Source organism: Candidatus Methylomirabilota bacterium, assembly GCA_035936835.1.
Taxonomy (GTDB): domain Bacteria; phylum Methylomirabilota; class Methylomirabilia; order Rokubacteriales; family CSP1-6; genus AR37.
This window is the reverse complement of the sequence record DASYVT010000059.1, coordinates 15582-37261: the sequence shown is the minus strand read 5'-3', so window position 1 is coordinate 37261 and position 21680 is coordinate 15582. Positions and strand designations below refer to the sequence as shown.

The window sequence follows — 21680 nt, the reverse complement described above, 5'->3', positions numbered from 1 at the left end:
GTTGAGGATCGCGCCGAAGAAGTCGGGCGACTTGTCATACACGTGCTTGTAGGACTGCAAGAACTCACTTCCGACCATGCGCTCGATGAAGGGGTCGTCCACCCATTCCGTGAGGAGATCCAGGTCCCGGACCGTCAGCGTGCGCAGATAGACGCGGTGCCCGCGCGAGATGACGATCCCCGCGGCCGGGGTGGAAGCGCGCGCGAGCGGCGTGTTCTGCGAGAGGTCCTCGACGGAGATCACATTTCTAACCCTTCCAGACCTTGAACGCGGCCATCGTTCCCGACTCCTTGAGGGCGCGAATCACGATTTCGTTGGCGCGGAGCACCATGACACCCTGTTCGTGTCCGTCGATCTGGCGCCGGCCCTCGAGGAGTGCGGCCACGCCGGAAGCGTCGAGGGCGGTAACGTCGTGCAGATCGACCAGCAGCCTGAAGTCGGAGCGGCGCGCGGACTCCAGGAGCGCTTCCCGCGCGCCCGCGGAGGTGGCCGCGGTGATGGGCCCGGCCAGCCGCAGCCGGGTCAGCCCCGGCATCGGGGCCTCCGGCTGCGGCTGGCCGTCGAATCGTTCAACGACCGCGGTACTGAGCATGACGGGTCTCCTGATTCTTACCTAGTTGCCCTGCAGGAGGAGAGCACCGGCGAACACGCCAACGATATGGCCCGAGTTGTGGTCGATGATGGGAATGACCCAGGCGTCGACCGTGCCGTGGCCCTGGGCGCCATCCGTGAACGTCACCGTGCCGTTGATGAGCAGCCCGGGGAAGAAGAAGACGCCCGGCGACGTCTCGAGGTCGATCTCCTTTTAAGTGGGGATCGTTGGCCCACTCCGAGAGGTACGCGAGGTCGCTCGGGACCAGCGTCCGGAGGAAGATGTACTTGTTCCGGAAGACGATGGCCCCCTGCGAGGCCGTCGCCCGGCCCTCGTCTGACTCGGGCTCTCGCGTGATCGGCTTCACGTGCGTGATCTTTGTCCTGCGTACGACCGTCGCGACCATTGTGTCATCCAGTAGGTTGTTCGACCAAAGGCCGCAGACGGCTCCGGGCAGCTTCACTGCCCGTCCACCGACTGCGGCCCGTGGGTATGCTTCCGCGATACCGTCCTGGACCATCAGTCTAGGGTTTCCACACACCTGTGAAGTTGACATTGCTCGCGGGGCCCCCGTTCGACATCGCGATGCCGATGATGTGACCGGCGCTATCCAGTTGAAGCACGAGGTAGCCGTTGACGTCCCCGTGGCCCTGCGCCGTCCCACCAGTAAAGGTGAACGATCCGGTGACGAGAAGCCCAATCGCGAACCCGTCGGGAGCGGTGCAACGGACATCGGGGTCGTTCAGAGCACTGCACAACACCGGCGTCACCCCGATTTGCGTCTGGAGAGCTACGTGGGCCTGTCGCGTGACCGCGCCCGGCTGGAACACAGGGTTATCCAGACCCGAAGGAACGCTGAAGTTAATACTCGTGTCTTCGACGCACCAGAACAGCGGCGGTAGTAATGTCGGGACCGCCGCCTCGCAGATCGAGAGTGTGCCATGCACGTTACCGGACTGCGTCGCAATCGGCACGTTCGTAGCGAACTCGATCACAAAGGGTACGAACGGTAGCCAGTTGGTGCTGGTGGGCGAGCCAACGAGCAGTCCGTACACGTGGCGCACGGGCACCACGAATCGGCCGCTGTTGCCGGCGGCGTGAATGTCCTTGCCCAGGCTGATCACGAATGGGCCATGGGCGTCGAACGTCTGGAATCCCCTCTGCGCCTGCGCGACTGCGGGGGCAAGCACGAGCGGCAGCGCCGCGAGCGCAATCCCGAACATGAAACCTACCTTCCGCAAAATCGATCGAGCCTTGCTCTGCATTGTCATCTCCTCACCTCTCGCCAGTGTATTCCGGCGAGCCCCAAGTCGACCAAAGATGATGGTTGTAGTCCCCTGAACCCCACGTGACCCGATTGTCATGTGATCTCGACGGCTCCAACTGCACGACACTGACGTTGCAAGAGAGGTACCAGACCGATGAATTGATATAAGTTATTGATTCTACTGATCCACTTTCTATGAGCTGCGCTCTGGCCGCCTGCGTCATGGGTGATTCCTGATCGGTCGCACCACTTCGTCCACGGCTTTCGGCGAGAAACTGACCAGGGGCCACGAGGCTGGCGCGCGAGCTCATGGCACCGGCTCCGGCTGGGCGGAGGCCCCTGCGGCGGTCTGCGGCTTGCGAACGGAGGCCAGAAGGCTGGCGCCATCGAAAAACGTGCGGCGCAGCGTGAGGAGCTCGAAGCCTGCCTCCCGCAGATGGCGGGCCATGCGTTCCTCGTCCCAGTAATGGGGCCCGCTCCGCCGCCGCACCGTCTCGAAGATCGTGTTCGGCAGCACCCACACGAGGCTCCTGAGCACGGGGACGATGCCTTCGCGCGCCGACAACTCGCGGATCGTCGCCCACATGGGCACGCGGCGGGTGAGGTTGACGAAGACGGCGTGGCCGCCGGGCTTGAGGACACGGTACGCCGCCCGCAGCACCGATATCGGGTCGGGGTGCGCGTACAGGAAGTGGACGTTGATGACTTGGTCGAAGTGCTCGGAGCGGAACGGACTGTCCTTCACGAGATCGCCGTGCTTGAAGGCCAGGTTCGACAGCCGCTGCGTCCGGCGTTTCTCCTGTGCGAGGCTGATCAGAGGGTCGTACGCGTCCAGGCCGACCACGGTGAAGCCGGCCTCGGCCAGCATGAGCGAGAAGTTGCCCGGCCCGCAGCCGATGTCGAGGATGCGCACAGCCGCGCGCTCGGCGCCCGCCTCCGCCTCCACCGCGGCGAGCACTTCGCGCTGCAGCCGCCGGTAGGGGTCGAAGTGCTCGAAGATGTAGTCGTAGACGACACCGTAGCCCACGGCCAGCATGCGGTCGACGCCCCACTTCAGGCTGCCCAGCACCGACGTCACCGCAGAAGCCGCCACCGGCTACGCCCGGTCGGCGAGGACTTTCTCAACGGTCGCCCGCAGCTCGTCCGACGTGAAGGGCTTGAGGAGAATCGCGTTGAAGCCGAGGCGGTTGGCCTCGTTCACAATGTCCGGTGTGCCGTGTCCGGTGACGAGCACGACGGCCATGTTCGGGTGCAGCGGGCGGGCCTGCTCGAAGACCTCGAATCCCGACATGCCGGGCATCTTGTAGTCCAGCACCATGAGATCGAAGCTCTCCTTGCGGAGCATCTCTATCGCGGCCTCACCGCGATTGGCGCCCTTCACCGCGTAGCCGAGCGCCTGCAGCACGTTCACGCACAGCACCACCACCGAGCCGGCGTCGTCGACGATCAGGATTCGGGTGCGTGGCTGGCTCATTGCGCCCTCACCAGCGCCGCGGCGGCGGCGAGATCGATGGGCATGGCCGGGCTGACGAGGCTCTCGTAGTGGCGGTTGAACTCCACGAGGCGCTCCACCGGAATGCGCGCGAAGGCGTCGGCGATGCGCGGATCGAAGTGGCTGTTGCGCCCGCGCGCGATCTCCTCGCGCGCCTCCTCCACCGTCATCGCCGTCCGATAGGCCCGGTTGGAGGTGATGGCGTCGAAGACGTCGGCGACCGTCGTGATGCGCGCCACGAGCGGAATGTCCTCACCGGCAAGGCCGTCCGGATAGCCGGAGCCGTTGAAGCGCTCGTGGTGATAGCGCACGGCGCACACCTCGCGCGCGAGGAAGCGCAGCGGCTCGAGGATCTTGGCCCCCGCCACGGGATGGGCCTTGATGAGCGTGAACTCCTCCTCCGTGAGCGGCCCCGGCTTCCGCAGAATGGTGTCCATGATGGCGAGCTTGCCGAGGTCGTGCAGCATGGCGCCGCGCCGCACGACGTCCACCGTCTCCGCTGGCAGCCCCATGGTGACCGCGAGCTCTCCCGCGTACAGCGCCACGCGCGCGGAATGCCCCTTCAGGTAGGGGTCCTTCGACTCGATGGCGTTGACGAAGGCGGTGATGGTGTCGACGAGGTTGCGCTCGATGTTGTCGCGCAGGATCAGCTTCTGCAGCGCGACCGCCGTCGTCTGCGCGTAGCCGAGGAGCATCTCCCGCTCGTCGGGAAGGAAGCCGCCGCTCTTCGCCTCCCGCGCCAGGCACAGCAGGCCCACGGAGCGGCCCACGCCCGGGATGGCGGTGGCGATGGCGTCGACGGGCTGCCCCGTCTGGGTGATCGTCACCACCGCGCGGGCCCCGGTCTTCACCACCTGCTCGAAGGACTTCTGCAGGGCGGCAAGCACGAAGTTCACGAGCGCAGGCTCGCCGTGGCGGCTCGACGTGAACTGTCCCTCCTCGTCGCGCATGAGCAGGAGGGCGGCGTCGCAGCGAAGGCTTCGCACCGTGTGCTCGAGCACCTTGTCGACGAAAGCGGCCGGCTCCAACCCCTGCAGCGCGAGCCCGCCGATGTGGAAGAGCGTCTCCACGCCCGACTGGCGTCGCGACAGCTCCTCCGCGAGGCCGGCGGGAAGGGGAACCTGCCCGTTCCACTTCTTGCGGTCGTCGCGGATGCGCGCCAGCAGGTCCTGGATCTCCTTGATCGAGAACGGCTTCGCGAGGTAGTCGTACGCGCCGTGACGAAGTCCGAACACCGCCGACGTGACCGAGGGCGCGCCCGTGATGAGCACCACCGGCGTGCTGGGCTGCGCGCCCTTCACGGCGCGAAGGACGTCGAGCCCGGTCAGCCCCGGCATCTTGATGTCGGAGACGACGAGATCGAAGCTCGTCGCCGCGATGAGCTCGAGCGCCTGCTCGGCGTCGGAGGCCTGCGCCACGTCGCAGCCATTGGCCGTGAAGGCGGAAACGAGGAAGCGGAGCAGTGATGCGTTGTCATCCACCACGAGGACATGCAGAGATTCCACCGAGGGCTCCTTTTCCACGCTCACGGCGTGCGCGCTCACTTCGTGGCCTCCAATTTCATCGGAACTCCCTTATGCCTGGGTGCGGGGTCGGGCGCCAGCCGGGCTGCTAATGAGCAAGCCCAGTACCAATCTCGATGATCCGGGATAAGTGCCTGTGAACAAAAGTTTTTATACCCGCTGCGGCGGGACCTCAGGCCGCGCGTGGCTGTTTTCTGACCGGTGCCGACGGCCGGGTTTGCGTCCACCGGTCAGAAAATGCCCAGCGCAGGCTCAGGCGTCGGTGAGCTTCTTTCGGAGCGTCTGGCGAGTGATGCCCAGGATCTTGGCGGCTTCGCTCTTGTTGCCGTTCACTTGATGCAGCACCTGCTGCATGTACGAGCGCTCCACGGCCGCGAGCGTTCGGGGCGCCATGGACGTTTCCGCCGCCATGCGCGTCTCGGGCAAGCTGGAGAACTGTACCGGCAGGTGATGAGGCTCGATCGACTCCGCGGTGCTGAGGATCACGAGGCGCTCGATCAGGTTCTTCAGCTCGCGCACGTTGCCCGGCCAGCCGTAGCCGAGCATGACCGCTTCGGTCTCGGGGGCGATCCGCTTGACCGCCTTATGGAAGGTCCGGTTCGCCTCCGCCAGGAAGTGGCGGGCCAGCGGCAGGATGTCGTCCTTGCGGTCCCGGAGGGGCGCGATGGCGATGGGGATGACGTTCAGGCGGTAGAACAGGTCCTCCCGGAACGTGCCATCCTTGACCATTGCTTCCAGCGAGCGGTTGGTGGCGGCAATGACCCGCACGTCGACCTTGATGTCCCGCGTGCCGCCCACCCGCTTGAACATCCGCTCCTGTAAGCAGCGCAGGAGCTTTGCCTGCCCGCTGGGCGAGACCTCGCCCACTTCGTCCAGGAAGAGCGTGCCGCGGTCGGCCATCTCCATGAGCCCCTTCTTCGTGCCTTTGGCGTCGGTGAAGGCGCCCTTCTCGTGGCCGAAGAGCTCGCTCTCGAAGAGAGTGTCCGTGATGGCGGCGCAGTTGACTTCCATAAAGGGGAAGGCGCGGCGCGCGCTCTCGTAGTGCAGGCCCTTGGCCACGAGCTCCTTGCCGGTGCCGCTCTCGCCGTTCACGAGGATCGTGTGCGCCTCGCTGCGGGCGAGCTGGCCGATCACCTCGCGCAGGTTGCGCGTCGACGCCGACTCGCCGATGAGCTGGTCGGTGCGGTACTTGTCCTCTTCACGGCTCGTGAGCCGATGGATCTCGCGCCGGGCCTTGACTTCCTCCAGGGCCCGCCTCACGGAGATGCGTAGCTTGTCGAGGTGCTGGAACGGCTTCTCGAGGTAGTCGGTGGCGCCGCTCTTCATCGCAGCCACCGCGCTCTCGATGTGGCCGAAGCCGGTGATCATGATGACGGCCGTGTCCGGATGTCGGGTCTTGAGCTCGCGCAGCACGTGGATACCGTCGATGTCCGGCAGGCGCAAGTCCACCAGCACCACCTCGGGACCCAGCTCGTCGGACATCTCGAGGCCCTCTTTTCCGGTCGCTGCGCCGTGCACGTCCACGCCGGATTCGCTGAGGACCTTCTCGACCAGTGCACGAATGCTCCGCTCGTCGTCGATCACCAGGACGTTATCCATCGTGCGACGATTCTAGCAGCCGTTAGGAAAACGACCAACTGCAATGAAATTACCCAGGCTGACACGGCACCACCTGCCGGGGCAACGCGGAAACACGACCAATTACGGCGGTTTACGTTCTTACCAAAAGGCGTGACACACACCTTGCCGCTCCCTGTGGCAACGATGACAATCGCGATGGCAACCCAAAAACCGCCGCTCACACACCTGTTGAAGGAGCTCATCCAGTTCGGCATCGCGCTCACCAGCGAGCGCGATCTGGGTGTGGGCGTAAATGACATGAAGCCTATTCTCAGTCATCGCCTTGGCACAACGGGGATAAATGCCCCTCCCATGTTCCGCCGGTGCTGCCAGAGCGCGCCGGAAAGGTCAAACCGGAGCCTCGACGCAGGGGGCGGGAGTTCTCCACCTGGGCCCCAGGCAGCCGCAGGGCAGACGTGCGCAGCGGCTCGGGCCCGTGGCACCGCCTACCTCGTCACGTAGAGGAGTGCCCGCTGCTCAGCTCCCGCCGTCGAGGAGTCATCATAAGGCGGAGAGAGGGCCGCCAGTCTTCGACGAGCAGTGCCCATCGCTCGTGATCCGCCCAGCGGCCGGCGATCTTCAGATACCGTTAAGTGGAGCTGGGGGCGGGAGTTGAACCCGCGACCTACTGAGTACGCAGCCGTTGAGAGCTCTTCCCGGCCATCTACGTGCATCCTACTCTATCGCCCTGGATGCCTGTAAACCTGCGCCTATTCGAGCCAAGCGGGTCTTCCCCATCGCGACGGCGGTGGCGCCATCAAAGGGGTCTCGCATCCCTTCCTGTATACTCCGGCCCGGCGAGGTGCAACGGCGAGATTCGCCCTGCTCCCTCGTCCTCGGGACGGAGGCGGCATGGAGGCACCGGACTCCCCCGAAGCCCGACGCCGCCTCAGCGAGAAAATCGTCGGCGATGCTCGACGATGGCGCCGTACGGCAGCACGCGTAGCAGTTCCTCGGCGGTCGTGGTGCCCGCCACCAGCCGCTCGTGGGCATCCTGAGCCATGCTGGACGTAGTGCGCTGTGCGCTCGCACATATTTCGTCGAAGTGTGCCTGCCTGGTGATGAGCCCCGCGTCTTGCTCGTCGGGCATCCAGAGATCGGCGACCATCATCCGGCCTTTGTAGCCGCTGAAGCCGCAGTCGGCGCACCCCACCCCTCGGAAGAGCTTCACGTGGGCCGACACGGTCTCGAAGAACACGTTGAGCACTTCAGGCGATGGCACGTATTCTTGCCGGCAGGATGGGCAGATCCGGCGAACGAGTCGCTGCGACATGACTCCGATGAGCGACGAGCCGATGAGCGAAGACTCGATCTTGAGATCGAGCAGACGCGGGAGCGCGGCAATCGCGCTGTTGGTGTGCAGCGTGCTGAGGAGGAGGTGCCCGGTCTGGGCGGCGCGGAAGGCCATCTCCGCGGTTTCCTGGTCGCGAATCTCGCCAACCATGATGATTTCCGGGTCATGCCGGAGAAACGCCCGGAGATACCCAGCGAACGTGTTGCCGATCTCGTCGTTGACTTGCGATTGGCTCAGTTCGTCGTAGACGTACTCCACCGGGTCCTCCGCGGTGAGGATGCGGATCTCCGGGCGGTGAAGCGTCATCAAACAGGCGTAGAGTGTCGTCGATTTGCCGGACCCGGTGGGCCCGGTGACCAGGAAGATGCCGGTGGTGCGCTGGAGCAGCCCTTCGAGACGGGATAAGACGACGGGCGACAGATCGAGCGCGGCAATGGAGCGCGGCGCCTGCGCTCGATCCAGAATCCGGATGACGACGCTCTCGCCCGAGTAGCTCGGGATGACCGAGACGCGCAGGTCGATCGTGACCTTGCTCGCGCCGCGGATGACCGACACCCGGAAGCTGCCGTCTTGCGGGCGACGCCGCTCGGTGATGTCGAGCTTGGAGAGAATCCTGATTCGCGACGTGATCTCGCGCATGTTCTGATCGAGATTGTCCTGCAGCGTCCCAAAGTGCGCCTTACGCAGGACACCGTCGACCCGGTAACGCACGTGCAGCCCCAACGGCAACGTCTCCAGATGGATGTCACTGCAGCGGCTTTCGAGCGCGCGAAAGAGGATCTGCCGAAAGAGCTCATCCGCGCGCCGGGCCGCCTGCTCGTCGCCGATGGCCGACGAACCCTGGCCCACGTCGGAAGGAGGGTCCATCGGCGTAATCAGCTGGGCGTCAAGTGTCCCGGGCGCTTCCGGCGCCTCTTCATAGAGGCGACGGAACGCCCGCTGGATCGCCCGGCTCGAGGATGTGACGACGGTGATGCCGAAGCTCGTGAGCCGCATCAGCTCATCGATCACGGCTCCGTCCGTCGGATCGTCCATGGCGACGGTCAGCGTCCGGCCGACTTGGGCGATCGGCAGCACCGAATGGCGCCGCGCGTAGCTCCGGTTGATCACGCGGGCAAGCCGGCGATCGATCGTCACGTTCTCGAGGTCGATAAAGGGCACGTTGAGCTGCTTGCTCAGCGCCTGCCGCATGGTGTCGTCCGTGACGTAGTTGAGCTTGACCAGTACCGCGCCGAGGGGAAGGTTCAGGCTCCCCTGTTGGGCCAGGGCATCCTCGAGCTGCTGCTCGTTGATCGCCTGGTTGGCGAGAAGAATCTCGCCCAACCGGCAACGCTCGGTCGGAGCCCCGAGCGCGGCTTCAGGCGCCCGCTTGGGGCTCCACGCGGTCCTCGGCCCTACGTCTGCGAAGGCCATGCCGAGAGTGGGGACGTCAAGGGGTGTCCGAGCGGGTTGTCCGGTCCGTCGGCCGTCGAGCGGATCGCGTCGGAGCCGCGAATACCGATGATCGTCTCTTTGCGGTGGTGCATTCCTCGATCTTCTCGATGAGCTCCGTGATGCCGAAGGGCTTCGCGATGACCGGCCATCCCGTGTCCCGGAGACTGGACATCTCGAATCCCGACATGAGCAAGACCTTCACCTTGGGGCGAAGGTCGAGCACACGTCGAGCGAGCTCTCGACCGTCCATCAATGGCATGACCTCGTCCACGAGCAGGAGATCAATGTCACCTGGCCGTTGCTTGGCCAGCTGGATCGCTTCGACCGGATCCTGAGTGAAGAGGACGAGATATTCCGCGGACCCGAGAATGTCCCGCGCCAAAGTGCCTACGCTGGGATCATCGTCGACAACCAGGATCGTGAGAACACGCGGCGCCGGCGAGTGCTTGTCATTGCCTGCGAGAAGGACGGCGGGCGTCTTCTTGAGGAAGAGGAAGACTGGACCGTCGTCATCCGTTCGCCATACGATCGCTCGGGCGTCGACGGGGCATCCCTGGGGCGGGTTGAGATGCAGCGTCACAAGCGAAGCGTCTTCCAGCCGCTCCCCGAGGCGCACCTTGACGGCGAGTTGACTCACGTCAATCGCCTCGCCGTGAAGCACCCGATCGTCCAGCTCCACGACCACCGGCCAGTTGACCTTGGTCCGTGGGCGTTGACGCGACTCCGGCCGCCGCAATTTGACGGGCATGATAGTCCCCCGGCTGTGAATCTGCTGCAAGCGACGTACCGTCGTTGCCGGATGATGGACACGCGACAAAATCAGCTACTTGTGGAGCACTCAAGGCTACGGCCACGCTTCTGTATGACGCTTGTCGTCACATCCCCGACGGATTTTGGAGAGTCAGGAGGATGGATGGTCCCACTTGCCGTCGCCCGGTGGTGCTGCTCCCGGGACGGATTCGTTAGCGCGCGAGCTATTCTCAGTCATCGCCTTGGCACAACGGGGATAAGTGCCCCTCCCAGGTTCCTCCGATGTTGCCACAGCGCACCGGAAAGGTCAAACCGGAGCCTCGACGCTGGGGGCGGGAGTTCTCCACCTGGGCCCCAGGCAGCCGCAGGGCAGACGTGCGCAGCTGGTCGGGCCCGTGGCACCGCCTACCTCGTCACGTAGGGGAGTGCCCGCTGCTCAGCTTCCGCCGCCGACACGGCGGCCGGGGACGGCGGGCCGTCCCGCACACCTGGGAGCCCGAGATGGGCGAGGATCCGCTGAATGACGGCCGGGGCGTCGATCGTGGCGATGAGATGCATCCGCCCTGAAGCGATCCGCTCGCGCGCCACGCTCACGCGGCGGCCATGAGACGGCGGATCGCTCCGAAGAAAGGCTGACAGCTAGCCGAACAGCGTCTTCGCGAAGAGGACGATGCCCACGAGGCCCACACCCATGGAGCCGAACCAGACGAGGCGGTTGCGGGTGAGGGCGGCCACGGCGCCGAGCGCGATGGAGACCTGAAACAGGGCCACCGCGCTCGCGAAGCCATGGTGGTGGTGGATGAGCTCGTCTGCCTCCTTCGATTTCTCGTCGCGCTGATGCTCCTTTTCCTCGGCCTTCTTCCGGATCTCGGCCTGCTCGTCCTTGTAGCGCTTCTGGTCGTCCAGGTACTTCGCGGGCGGCTCCTTGCCCATGGCGAGCCACGACGTAGCGGAAGCTTCCTGGACCGCCGCCTTCAGGCCCTTCGCCTGGTAGTAGGCCCACTGGTCGGAGGCTTCCGCCTGCAGGCGCGTGGCCTCGGTCTTCAGGACCAGCGCCACGTTCACGGTGGCGCCGGCGCGGAGCGAGGCGATGGCCGCGAACGCCGCGAGGATCGCCGTCGTCAGCGCGATCCGTTTCAGGAACGAGCCGCCCCCGTGCTCCAGCTCCTCGTGAATCGTCTCGTGCAGTTTTTCGGTTTCGACTTCCGGGCCTTCGGGCATGGGGACTCCTTCTTCGAAGAAGCGTCTCGTCGAGATTCACCCCGGAGCCTTCCACGGGGATCCGGCTGCGAAAGAGTATCTCCGGCCCCGGCCCCCGGAGACAATGAACACAAATGAAGTGGCGGAAGCCGCCGTCGAAACGGGGAAACAGCTTTCGAAGATGCGGCGGAGAGCGTCGATGACATAAAGCCTATTCTCAGTCACGGCCGGCGTGGGCCTTGGCCAGTCAACTGCGCACAGCGCGGATGAACCGCCCGGTATCGTGCGCCGAGCATGCCAGAGCGCGTGGGAGAGGTCAAACGGGATCGTCCAACCGGAGGAGGGGGCCGTTCATCGGGGCGCGAGTCTGGGTCCGGGCAGACGGCTGCCCTGGGCCGCGGGGCCCGCGACACCCCTACAGGGTCCCGAAGAGGAGCGCTGGCTCCTCGGCTCGCGGCGCAGCCATGGAAGGCGCGATCACAGGCTGAGCGCCTCCCTGCGGGTTTCGGCGCCGCTGCGCTAGAATGAGCGCATGAGCGGCGCCGGATCGAAACTCGCCCAGGCCTTCGGGGGCCGCATCCTGCTCATGGACGGGGCCATGGGCACCCAGATCCAGGCGCGCGACCTCGGCGCGGCCGATTTCGGCGGGGCGGCCCTCGAGGGGTGCAACGAGCACCTCAACCTCACGCGCCCCGACGTCATCCGGGCCATACACGAGGCCTATCTCGACGCCGGCGCCGATCTCATCTCGCCCAATTCCTTCGGCTGTGCCCCCTATGTGCTTGCCGAATATGGACTGGCCGAGCGCTGCCACGAGATCACGCTTGCCGGGGCGCGGCTGGCCCGCGAGGCCGCCGACAGCCGGAGCACCGAGGAGCGTCCGCGCTTCGTCCTGGGCGGCATGGGCCCCGGCACCCGGACCATCTCGGTCACGGGCGGCGTGACCTTCGATCAGGTGCTCGACGCCTACTACCGCCAGGCGCGTGCGCTGATCGAAGGCGGCGTGGACGCGCTCCTCCTCGAGACCTGCCAGGACACGCTGAACGTCAAGGCGGCCGCCATCGGCGTGAAGCGCGCCATGGCCGAGGCGGGGCGCTCCCTGCCCCTCATGGTCAGCGGCACCATCGAGCCCATGGGCACGATGCTGGCGGGGCAGGGGGTGGACGCGCTTTACGCCTCCCTCGAGCACCTCGGTCTCTTCTCGATCGGGCTCAACTGCGCCACGGGGCCCGAGTTCATGACGGACCATCTGCGCTCGCTGAGCGAGATCGCGACGTGCTTCGTCACCGCGTATCCCAACGCGGGGCTGCCGGACGAGCGCGGCCACTACGAGGAGACGGCCGAGAGCCTGGCGCTCAAGATGCGACGCTTCGTCGAGGAGGGCTGGGTCAACGCGATCGGCGGCTGCTGCGGGACGACCCCGGCGCACATCGCGGCGCTGGCCCGCATCGCCGAGGGGCGGACGCCACGGCGCCCGGCGGCGAGCCGCGCCGCGGCGGTCAGCGGCATCGAGGCGGTCTACCCAGCCGACGACAACCGCCCTCTGTTGGTGGGCGAGCGGACCAATGTCATCGGCTCGCGGAAGTTCAAGGAGCTGATCGTCGCGGACAAGTTCGAGGAGGCGGCCGAGGTCGGCCGTGCCCAGGTCAAGGGCGGGGCGCAGGTGGTCGATGTCTGCCTCGCCAACCCGGACCGCGACGAGCTGGCCGACGTGGATCGCTTCATGGCCCGCGTGACCCGCATGGTCAAGGTCCCGCTCATGATCGACTCGACCGACGCGGCCGTCATCGAGAGCGCGCTCAAGGCCTGCCAGGGCAAGGCCATCGTCAACTCGATCAACCTCGAGGACGGTCTCGAGCGCTTCGACCGGGTCGTGCCGCTGCTCAAGACGTATGGCGGCGCCGTCGTGGTCGGCTGCATCGACGAGGACAAGCAGCAGGGCATGGCCGTCACGCGCGCCCGGAAGCTGGCAGTCACCGAGCGCTCGCACGCGCTGCTCACGGAGCAGTACGGGCTGGCCGAGCGCGACCTCATCTTCGACGCCCTGGTCTTCCCCGTCGGCACGGGTGACGCGAACTACATCGGCTCCGCCGTCGAGACGATCGAGGGCATCCGTGCCATCAAGGCGCGCTTCCCCGCGTGCAAGACGATCCTCGGCATCTCGAACGTCTCCTTCGGCCTCCCGCCGGCGGGGCGCGAGGTGCTGAACGCCGTCTTCCTCTACCACTGCATCAAGGCAGGGCTCGACTACGCCATCGTCAACAGCGAGCGGCTCGAGCGCTACCCCTCCATCCCCGAGGAAGAGCGCACGCTAGCGGAAGACCTGATCTACTGGCGCGGCACGGACCCCGTCGCGGCCTTCGCCGCCCATTTCCGCGGAAGGAAGAAGGAGGCGAAATCGACCGTCGCGCTGCCGCTCGACGAGCGGTTGGGGCGCTACATCGTGGAAGGCTCGAAGGAGGGCCTCCTCGAGGACCTGGCCCTGAAACTCAAGGAGGCCGGCGCGCTCGCGATCGTCAACGGGCCTCTCATGAAGGGCATGGAGGAAGTGGGCCGGCTCTTCAACGACAACCAGCTGATCGTGGCCGAGGTGCTCCAGTCGGCCGAGGCCATGAAGGCGGCCGTCGCCTACCTCGAGGGCTTCATGGAGAAGGACGAGAGCGCGACGCGCGCGACGCTCGTGCTGGCGACGGTCAAGGGCGACGTCCACGACATCGGCAAGAACCTGGTCGAGATCGTGCTGAAGAACAACGGCTACCGCATCATCAACCTCGGCATCAAGATCCCGCCCGAGGAGCTGATCGCGGCCTACCACCAGCACAAGCCGGACGCCATCGGGCTGTCGGGGCTGCTCGTCAAGTCCGCCCAGCAGATGGTGACGACCGCGCAGGACCTTCGCGCGGCGGGGATCGAGATCCCCCTCTTCGTCGGCGGCGCGGCGTTGACACGCAGGTTCACCGCCACGCGCATCGCGGTCGAGTATGGCGGGCCGACCCTCTACGCCAAGGACGCCATGGACGGCCTCGACCTCGCCAACCGGGTCTTCGGCGCGACCACCCGGGAGGCGGCTCTCGAGCGGCTGCGGGCTGAGCAGGAGGCGCTGCGCGCGGGCGCGGCAGCGGCGGCGGCGGAACAAGTGGCGCCCGCGCAGGCGGCGCCCGTGGCGGAGCGCTCGACCGTCTCACGGACGGTTCCAGTGCCGAAGCCGTCCGACCTCGATCTCCACGTGCTGCGGCGCGTGCCTCTCGCCCACCTCTACCCGTACCTCAACCTCCAGATGCTGCTGGGCAAGCACCTGGGCGTGAAGGGGTCCGTGGCGCGCCTGCTGGCGGAGGGTGATCCCACGACCGTCGAGATCAACGCGGTGATCGAAGGGCTCGAACGCGAGGCCGCCGAGCACGGATGGATCGACGCCAACGCGCTCTACCGGTTCTTCGAGGCGCGCTCGTCCGGCGACGACCTGATCCTCTACCGCGACGGGCGGGAGGCGGCGCGCTTCCACTTTCCGCGCCAGCGCGGGGGCGAGCGGTTGTGCCTTTCCGACTACGTGCGCGACGCCGCCTCTGGCGAGCCGGACTACGTCGCGCTCTTCACCGTCACGTGTGGAGCGGGGGTGAGGCAGCTCGCCGAGCGCTGGAAGGAGGAGGGAGAGTACCTCCGCTCCCACGCCATCCAGTCCCTCGCCATCGAGCTGGCCGAGGCGCTGGCGGAGATGCTCCACGCGCGCCTCCGTACCCAGTGGGGCTTCCCCGATCCGCCCGGCATGGCGCTCGAGGACAAGCTCAAGGCGCGTTATCAGGGTCTTCGCGTCTCCTTCGGCTATCCGGCCTGCCCGAACCTCGCGGACCAGCGCATCCTCTTCGACCTGCTGGAGCCGGCGCAGATCGGGCTCGCCCTGACGGAGGGCTTCATGATGGACCCGGAAGCGTCCGTCTCGGCGCTTGTCTTCCACCACCCGGAAGCCAAGTACTTCAAGGCGGAGTAGCGTGTCCTTCTCGCCGCGGTTCCTGGCGGCGCTGGCCGCTGAGGAGCTCGAGGCACTTCGGGTGCTCGACGTCGGCTGCGGGGCCGGGCGCCTCACGCTGTGGCTCGCCCCTCGGGCCAAGCACGTAAGTGGCCTCGACCGAGACCCCGCCGCTATCCGGGACGCCCGGCGGCTTGCCGGGGCCGCGCGCCTGTCCAATGTCGAGTTCCACGAGGCGGACGTCGAGCGGGAGGAGTACGACCGCTGGCAGCCCGACCTGGTGACGGCGTATCTCTGCGCTTCCGACGCCATCATCGAGCGCGCGGGGCGGGCGCTGGCGCCGGGGCAGTGCCTCGCGATGGTGGCGTTCCACGTCGAGCAGTGGAAGGAAACCGGCAAGGTCTCGCGCTTTGCCTATGACGAGGCGCGGATCGAGCGGGCGCTCCGCTTCCACGGTTTCGCCCCGGAGGTGATCGAGGTCGAGCGCGAGGTGACGCGCTTCACCTCGCTCGAGGAAGGGCTCGCCGCGGCCGTCGGGCTCGAGGACAAGTGGCGGGTGGACGGGCGCTGGTTCCGCTACGTCGCGTTCCTCGAAGAGGGCGGCCGCACCCTGACGCGCGCGCATCTGATCGTCAAGGCCCGCAGGTCGTGACGCTCGCGGCCGTCACGCTGACCGAGCTGGTCAAGGCGCGCGCCCTCGAGCTGGGCTTCGATCGCGTCTCGATAGGGCCTGCCTCGGCGCCGGAGCACGGCGACGCGCTTCGGCGCTGGCTCGAGGCCGGCTATGCCGGCACGATGGGCTACCTCGAGCGCCGCCTCGGCGAGCGCCTGGAGCCCGCGCGCGTCCTGCCCGGCGCCCGCTCGGTCGTCTGCGTGGCGCTCAACTACTACCAGGGCGAGCCCGCGGGCGATCCGTCGTGGGCGCCCGTGGCGCGCTACGCGCGGGGGCGCGACTACCACGACGTGATGACGCCCCGGCTCGCCGCGCTCGCCGCGCACCTGGCGGAGGCCTGCGGCGCCGTCAGCAAGGGATACGTCGACACGGGCCCCATCCTCGAGCGTGATCTTGCCGCGCGGGCGGGGCTGGGCTGGGTCGGCAAGAACACCATGCTGCTCCACCCGGACCTGGGCTCATGGTTCCTGATCGGCGTGCTGCTGACGACGGCCGCGCTCGACTTCGACGAGCCGCTCCCCGACCGGTGCGGCACCTGCCGCGCCTGCCTCGACGCCTGCCCGACTGGGGCGTTCGCGGCTCCGTATGTCCTCGATGCGCGGCGCTGCATTTCGTATCTCACGATCGAGCACCGCGGGCCTCTCGACCCGGCGCTCGAGGGCGAGCTCGGCCCGTGGGAGTTCGGCTGCGACGTCTGCCAGGACGTCTGCCCGTGGAACCGGAAGTCGCCCGTGACTCGCGAGGGCGCCTTCCTGCCGTCGGCGCCGTATCCGGGCGCCGAGCGCATCGCCGCCATGAGCGACGAGGAGCTCCGCGCGCGCTTTGCCGGCACGGCGCTGCTGCGCCCCAAGCCCGCGGGGCTCCGCCGCAATGCCGCGATCGCCCGAGAGAATGCCGCGCGGCCCGGCCGCGCCTCCGCGTGAGCGGCCCAAGTTCTCTGGGCGCCCTCGTGCGTCTTTTTCTGCGTCTGGGCTTCGGCGGGTTCGGCGGCCCGCTCGTCCACATCGCCATGATGGAGACCGAGGTGGTCGAGCGCCGGCGCTGGCTCTCCAAGCAGGAGTTTCTCGACGGCCTGGCGCTGTGCCAGATGCTGCCGGGTCCGGCCTCGACCCAGCTGGGCGTGCTCATCTGCCATGCCCGCGGCGGGCTGCCCGGGGCGCTTATCGGCGGCACGGCCTTCATCCTGCCCGGCTTCTGCGTGATGCTGGCCTTCACGCTCCTCTACGAGCGCTGGGGCGCGCTGCCGGCACTTGGGCCGGTCTTCGCCGGCATCGCGCCCGCCGTCGTCGCGGTCATCCTCTTCTCGGCCTGGCGTCTCGGGCGCTCCGCGGTGACGCGGCTAGATGTGGCCCTGGTCTTCGGGGCGGGATTCGCAATGACCGCGTGGCTCCGCCTCGACACGGCGCTCACGCTGATCCTCTGCGGCGCGGCGGCGGCCGTCCTGAGACGGCTGACCGCAGGGGCGGCCACGGCGCGGGTGTGGGCCATGCCCGCGCTCGTGACGGCGGCGCCCGAGGTCTACGCGCGCCTGGCCTGGCTCTGGATCAAGATGGGCGCGCTCGTCTACGGCGGCGGCTACGTCATCATCCCGGTGGTGCGCGGCGAAGCCGTCCGGCACTTCGGCTGGATGTCGGACCGCGTCTTCCTCGACGGGCTGGCCCTCGGTCAGATGACGCCGGGCCCCATCGTCAACCTCTCGGTCTTCGTCGGCTACCAGGCGGGCGGCCTGCTCGGCTCGATCGTGGCGGCGCTCGGCGTCTTCGCGCCGGCCTTCGCCGTGGTCCTGGTCGCCGTGCCGCTCATGAACCGCTTCAAGCACCTGTCGTGGATGAAGAACTTCCTGGCCGGTGTGAACGCGTCAGTCGTCGGCGCCATCGTGGCGGCGACCATCCCGCTGGTCCGCAGCGCGGTGGTCTCGCCGTTCACGGCCGTCGTCGGGCTCGCGTCGGTCGGCATCCTGTGGCGCTTCAAGGTCGACACGGTGTGGCTGGTGCTGGGGGCGGGCGCGGCCGGCTGGCTCTGGAGCCTTCGTGGATGATCGGCTCCGTCACGGTGTTCTGCGGCTCGAGCGACGCGGTGGATCCGAAATACTTCGCCGCCGCGGTGGAGCTGGGCGAGAAGCTCGCGAAGCGGAAGTGGCGGCTCATCTACGGCGGCGGGGGCGTCGGGCTCATGGGCGCGCTGGCGCGCGCGGTGCTCGGCCACGGCGGCCACGTCACCGGCGTGATTCCGCGCGCCCTGCTCGACCTGGGCGTGGGTGAGACGCAGGTCAGCGAGCTGGTCGTCACGGACGGGTTGAGAGACCGGAAGGCGATCATGGACGAGCGGGGGGATGCCTTCGTGGCGCTGCCCGGAGGGCTCGGCACGATGGAGGAGGTGCTGGAGGCCCTCACGCTCAAGCAGCTCGGCTACCATGACAAGGCCGTGGCCGTGCTGGACCTCGACGGCTTCTTCGACCCGCTGTGGGCACAGTTCCAGCGGGGAATAGACGAGGGCTTCATCAAGCCGGAATTTCTCGACCTCTGGTATCCTGCTCCTGACGTGGACGCGCTGCTCCGGTACCTCGAAGGCTACGAGCCGCGCCGGTACGGACTCAAGTGGACGCAGTAATCCTTCTCACAGGGAGATCGCTCATGAGGAGTCACGCTGGCCGCTTGGCCCGCATCGTTGTACTTGCCGTGGTCGGCTGCCTGCTGGTCGCCGAGCCCGCGCCGGCGGCGTCCATCAAGGGTGCAGTCCTCTACGCCGGCCCCGCGCTCGAGAAGAAGGCGATCCCCATCAACATCGACCAGTACGTGTGCGGCAAGAGCCATGAGAGCGACGAGCTGATCGTCGGGCCGAACCGGGGCATCCGCTGGGCGGTCGTGTCGATCCAGCCGCCGCCTGCGGCCAAGTGGGAGCCGTCGTCCAAGCCCGTCCAGATGGACCAGCAGCAGTGTCTCTACGTGCCGAGGGTCGTGATCGTGCCGGTTGGGGGTACGGTCGAATTCCTCAACACCGACCGGCTCCTCCACAACCTTCACAGCGTCAGCACGGAGAACCCGACGTTCAACCGGACCCAGCCGAAAGGGCGGACGATCCCGATGGTGTTCAAGAAGCCCGAGACCGTCAGGATCGACTGCGATCTCCACACCTGGATGCGGGCGTACGTGGTGGTCGCGGAGCACGCCTTCTACGCGGTGACGGGCCCCAACGGCGAGTTCGCGCTCGACAACGTGCCGCCAGGCAAGTACACGCTCAAGGTCTGGCAGGAGCAGCTCGGCACTGTCACCCGCGAGGTGACGGTCGGCGACAAGGACACCACCGGTGTCACCGTGGAGATGGGGAAGAAGTAGCCCGCCTCAGTACTGGCTCGTAACTTGGCCCAGTACTCAGGGCGTGACCTTGATCGGCTTGGAGGCCTCCCAAGCCGCCGAGTGGGTAGGCTCCTCGAGGGCCTTGAGCACGCCACCCTCATCGAGGGCGATCGTGAAGGTGACCTTGGGGAACGAGAAGACCGGGTGCAGGTACGCCCGTGAGATCTCCGCGCCGTTGATGTAGAGCGCGATGTAGCGCACGAAGTGCTCCCCGAGCGACGGGTGGTCGCTGGCCGAGCCCACGCTGACGGTCACGTCGAACCACTGCCCGCGCTTGACGGCATCCGGCGCCACGATCTTCGGCGTGTGCTTGGGATCGGGCGCGCTCCGGACTTCCTTGTACTCCGGGGTGAACTGCTCCTCCTGCCCGGCCCTGGCGGGCGGGGCGGCGAGGACGGCGGCCGCGGTGACGGCGGCCCACACGGCTATCCATCTGCTGGTCGTGCTCATGGCTCCTGCCTCCTTGTGTCGATGCTCACGCGTCGCCCAACCACTTGCGGATGGTCTCCAGCAACTGCCGCGGGCTGTACGGCTTGGCGAGGTACGCCGAGGCGCCCGCGTCCATGGCCTTCTTGTCGTCGCCGCTGAGCGCGAACGAGGTGACGACGATGATCGGGATCTTGGCCGTTTCGGGCTCGGCCCGGATCTGCCGGGTCGCCTCGAGGCCCGACAACTTCGGTAGCTGGACGTCCATGATGATCAGGTTCGGCTTCTCCCGGCGCGCCGCTTCAACGCCCGCCTCGCCGTCGTGGGCCTCCATGAGGTCGTAGGGCTGGCGGGCGAGCAGGTCGTGGACGATCTTCCGGTTGAACTCGTTGTCCTCAACGAGCAGGATCTTCTTCTGACTCATACTGCCTCCGTAGCCTCTGCGATCCGCAGGGGAATCGCGAAGTGGAACGTCGAGCCGCGGCCCGGCTCGCTCTCGACCCAGATGCGGCCTCCGTGGAGTTCGACGAACGTCTTGGTGATGCTCAACCCCAGTCCGGTACCGCCGAACTCCCGGCTGATGCTCGAGTCCACCTGGCGGAACTCGCCGAAGATGTGGTCGAGCTGGTCGTTGGGGATGCCGATGCCGGTGTCGCTGACGCTGTAGACCACTCGGTCGCCCTCGAGGCGGGCACGGATCGTCACGCCGCCCTGCTTGGTGAACTTGAGCGCGTTGCCGACGAGGTTGGTCAGGCACTGGGTGATGCGCTTGCCGTCGCCGTAGGCGAGCGGGATATCGGCCTGCACCACCGCCGCGAACTCGAGCCCTTTCTCGGCGGCGAGCGAGCGGAGCGACGTGCGCGCCGTCTCCACCACCTCCTGCACGGAGTAGTCGGTCAAGGAGAGCTCCATCCGGCCGGCCTCGATCTTGGAGAGGTCGAGGACATCGTTGATCAGCCGGAGCAGCTGCTGCCCGCAGGTGCGGACATCCTGAATGGGGCCGCGCACCTCCGGGGACACGTCGCCGTAGATGTCGTCCAGGATCATCTCGGTGAAGCCCAGGATGGCGTTCATCGGCGTGCGGAGCTCGTGGCTCATGTTCGCCAGGAACTCGGACTTGGCCTGGCTCGCCCGCGCGAGCTGGCTGTTGAGCGCCTCGAGCTGGCGGGCGGCCTCGCGCTCCTCCTCGTAGAGCCGGTGGAGCTCGGCGCTCATGTTGTTCATGCGCGCCGCCAGCGCCCCGAACTCGTCCCGATTGTCGACGGTGACGGTCGTGCTGAAGTCGCCCTTGGCGATGCGGCCGAGGAAGCCCTGGGCCTCCCGCACCGGCAGGATGAACGACCACGAGATGACGAAGCCCAGGAGCAACGCGAGCAGGAGCGACGCGAGGACGAAGCTGCCCATCAGGTAGAGAGCGTGACGGTTCGCGCGGGCGGTCGCCTCGCGCTGGCGGGCCATGCCGTCCTCCTCGATCCGTACGACCTGCTCGACGAGGCCCTCGACCTGCTGGAAGAGCGGATAACCCTCTTTCAGCTGGAGGCGCATCGCCTCGTCGATCTTGCCGTCGCGGACGAGGTTGGCGACGTCGGCGACCGTGGCCATGACCTCGCCCTGGGCCGTCCGGATCCGCTGGATGATCTCGAGCTCCTCGGGGGGCGCCGCGTTCTCGATCTCGGCCAGCCCGCTGTTCAGCCGGTTGTTCTCGCGGAGGATGCTCCCGATGGTCGCCTCGTCGCGGAGAAGCAGGGCCATGGCCGTGTAGCTCATCTGCATGGCGAGCGCGTGCTGGGCCTGCCGGGACGCGGTGACCCGGTGGTGGGCGTGGTGCATCGCTTCGCTCTGCTTCGACATGGTGCTGATGATCTCGAGGCTCATCGCGCCCATGACCGCGACAAGGACGGCGACCAGCATGAAGGCGGCCAGGAGCTTGAAATGGACCGACAAGCGCAGCCGCGCGACCGCGCGCACGAGCTGGCCAAGGGGCGTGTGGGAGAGGAGCAGGCGAGCCGCGCGCTCGCTCCACCCCGGTGCGACAGCCGGGGCGGATGCGGCTGAGTCGCCGGCGAGTCCGGCCTCGTGGAGTGGCATG

At 67.2% G+C, this 21680-nt stretch carries 20 protein-coding genes; 6 read left to right on the top strand and 14 right to left on the bottom strand.

The annotated features are described in order from the left end of the window. The 11 genes from VGV06_04940 to VGV06_04890 form a co-directional block, all read right to left on the bottom strand. Positions 1-243 (bottom strand): hypothetical protein (locus VGV06_04940; GenBank protein ID HEV2054506.1); only part of this gene is annotated, 243 nt, incomplete at its 3' end. A 4-nt stretch (positions 244-247) separates the two neighbouring features. Beyond that, positions 248-592 carry an STAS domain-containing protein gene (locus VGV06_04935; protein ID HEV2054505.1) on the bottom strand — a complete coding sequence of 115 codons (345 nt, stop codon included), beginning with the start codon at positions 590-592 and terminating at the stop codon, positions 248-250. Positions 593-613: 21 nt separating this feature from the next. Next, positions 614-739, bottom strand: a complete 126-nt coding sequence (locus VGV06_04930) for a hypothetical protein (protein HEV2054504.1) — start codon at positions 737-739, stop codon at positions 614-616. Positions 740-1116: 377 nt separating this feature from the next. Then, on the bottom strand, positions 1117-1857 hold the full coding sequence (locus tag VGV06_04925; protein ID HEV2054503.1) for a hypothetical protein: 741 nt from the start codon (positions 1855-1857) through the stop codon (positions 1117-1119). Positions 1858-2166: 309 nt separating this feature from the next. Beyond that, complete coding sequence (locus tag VGV06_04920) at positions 2167-2937, bottom strand: class I SAM-dependent methyltransferase (protein ID HEV2054502.1); 771 nt, start codon at positions 2935-2937, stop codon at positions 2167-2169. Between the two features lie 18 nt (positions 2938-2955). Further along, on the bottom strand, positions 2956-3333 hold the full coding sequence (locus VGV06_04915; protein ID HEV2054501.1) for a response regulator: 378 nt from the start codon (positions 3331-3333) through the stop codon (positions 2956-2958). After that, positions 3330-4895: an HD domain-containing phosphohydrolase gene (locus VGV06_04910; protein HEV2054500.1), complete on the bottom strand. Its 1566-nt coding sequence runs from the start codon at positions 4893-4895 to the stop codon at positions 3330-3332. The genes VGV06_04915 and VGV06_04910 overlap by 4 nt, the downstream gene beginning before the upstream one ends. A gap of 231 nt (positions 4896-5126) precedes the next feature. Continuing rightward, positions 5127-6473 (bottom strand): sigma-54 dependent transcriptional regulator, encoded by a 1347-nt coding sequence (locus tag VGV06_04905; protein ID HEV2054499.1) that lies wholly within the window; start codon positions 6471-6473, stop codon positions 5127-5129. A 910-nt stretch (positions 6474-7383) separates the two neighbouring features. Next, positions 7384-9111 (bottom strand): GspE/PulE family protein, encoded by a 1728-nt coding sequence (locus tag VGV06_04900; GenBank protein HEV2054498.1) that lies wholly within the window; start codon positions 9109-9111, stop codon positions 7384-7386. 106 nt (positions 9112-9217) lie between these two features. Then, positions 9218-9970, bottom strand: coding sequence for a response regulator (locus VGV06_04895; protein ID HEV2054497.1), 753 nt, complete (start codon positions 9968-9970; stop codon positions 9218-9220). Positions 9971-10611: 641 nt separating this feature from the next. Further along, positions 10612-11193 (bottom strand): DUF4337 domain-containing protein, encoded by a 582-nt coding sequence (locus VGV06_04890; GenBank protein ID HEV2054496.1) that lies wholly within the window; start codon positions 11191-11193, stop codon positions 10612-10614. A gap of 511 nt (positions 11194-11704) precedes the next feature. On the opposite strand from VGV06_04890, the gene metH reads away from it, so the two are divergent. Genes metH through VGV06_04860 form a run of 6 tightly spaced genes read left to right on the top strand, consistent with a single transcriptional unit; the run spans position 11705 to position 19144 of the window. Beyond that, the gene (metH, locus tag VGV06_04885; GenBank protein ID HEV2054495.1) at positions 11705-15157 is read left to right on the top strand and encodes a methionine synthase; all 3453 of its coding nucleotides are present in this window, start codon (positions 11705-11707) and stop codon (positions 15155-15157) included. 1 nt (position 15158) lies between these two features. Continuing rightward, complete coding sequence (locus tag VGV06_04880) at positions 15159-15788, top strand: class I SAM-dependent methyltransferase (GenBank protein ID HEV2054494.1); 630 nt, start codon at positions 15159-15161, stop codon at positions 15786-15788. Continuing rightward, on the top strand, positions 15785-16732 hold the full coding sequence (queG, locus tag VGV06_04875) for a tRNA epoxyqueuosine(34) reductase QueG (protein HEV2054493.1): 948 nt from the start codon (positions 15785-15787) through the stop codon (positions 16730-16732). The genes VGV06_04880 and queG overlap by 4 nt, the downstream gene beginning before the upstream one ends. A 26-nt stretch (positions 16733-16758) precedes the next feature. Then, the gene (chrA, locus tag VGV06_04870; protein HEV2054492.1) at positions 16759-17847 is read left to right on the top strand and encodes a chromate efflux transporter; all 1089 of its coding nucleotides are present in this window, start codon (positions 16759-16761) and stop codon (positions 17845-17847) included. Further along, positions 17844-18419 carry a TIGR00730 family Rossman fold protein gene (locus tag VGV06_04865; GenBank protein HEV2054491.1) on the top strand — a complete coding sequence of 192 codons (576 nt, stop codon included), beginning with the start codon at positions 17844-17846 and terminating at the stop codon, positions 18417-18419. The genes chrA and VGV06_04865 overlap by 4 nt, the downstream gene beginning before the upstream one ends. Before the next feature lie 44 nt (positions 18420-18463). Next, positions 18464-19144 carry a carboxypeptidase regulatory-like domain-containing protein gene (locus VGV06_04860; GenBank protein HEV2054490.1) on the top strand — a complete coding sequence of 227 codons (681 nt, stop codon included), beginning with the start codon at positions 18464-18466 and terminating at the stop codon, positions 19142-19144. Positions 19145-19180: 36 nt separating this feature from the next. Here the strand turns inward: VGV06_04860 and VGV06_04855 are convergent, their stop codons facing one another. Genes VGV06_04855 through VGV06_04845 form a run of 3 tightly spaced genes read right to left on the bottom strand, consistent with a single transcriptional unit; the run spans position 19181 to position 21679 of the window. Further along, on the bottom strand, positions 19181-19615 hold the full coding sequence (locus tag VGV06_04855; GenBank protein HEV2054489.1) for a desulfoferrodoxin family protein: 435 nt from the start codon (positions 19613-19615) through the stop codon (positions 19181-19183). 25 nt (positions 19616-19640) lie between these two features. After that, a complete protein-coding gene (locus tag VGV06_04850; GenBank protein HEV2054488.1) occupies positions 19641-20015 on the bottom strand; it encodes a response regulator in 375 nt (124 codons plus the stop codon). Further along, positions 20012-21679, bottom strand: a complete 1668-nt coding sequence (locus VGV06_04845) for an ATP-binding protein (protein ID HEV2054487.1) — start codon at positions 21677-21679, stop codon at positions 20012-20014. Before VGV06_04845 ends, VGV06_04850 begins: the two co-directional genes overlap by 4 nt. Position 21680: the final 1 nt, after the last annotated feature.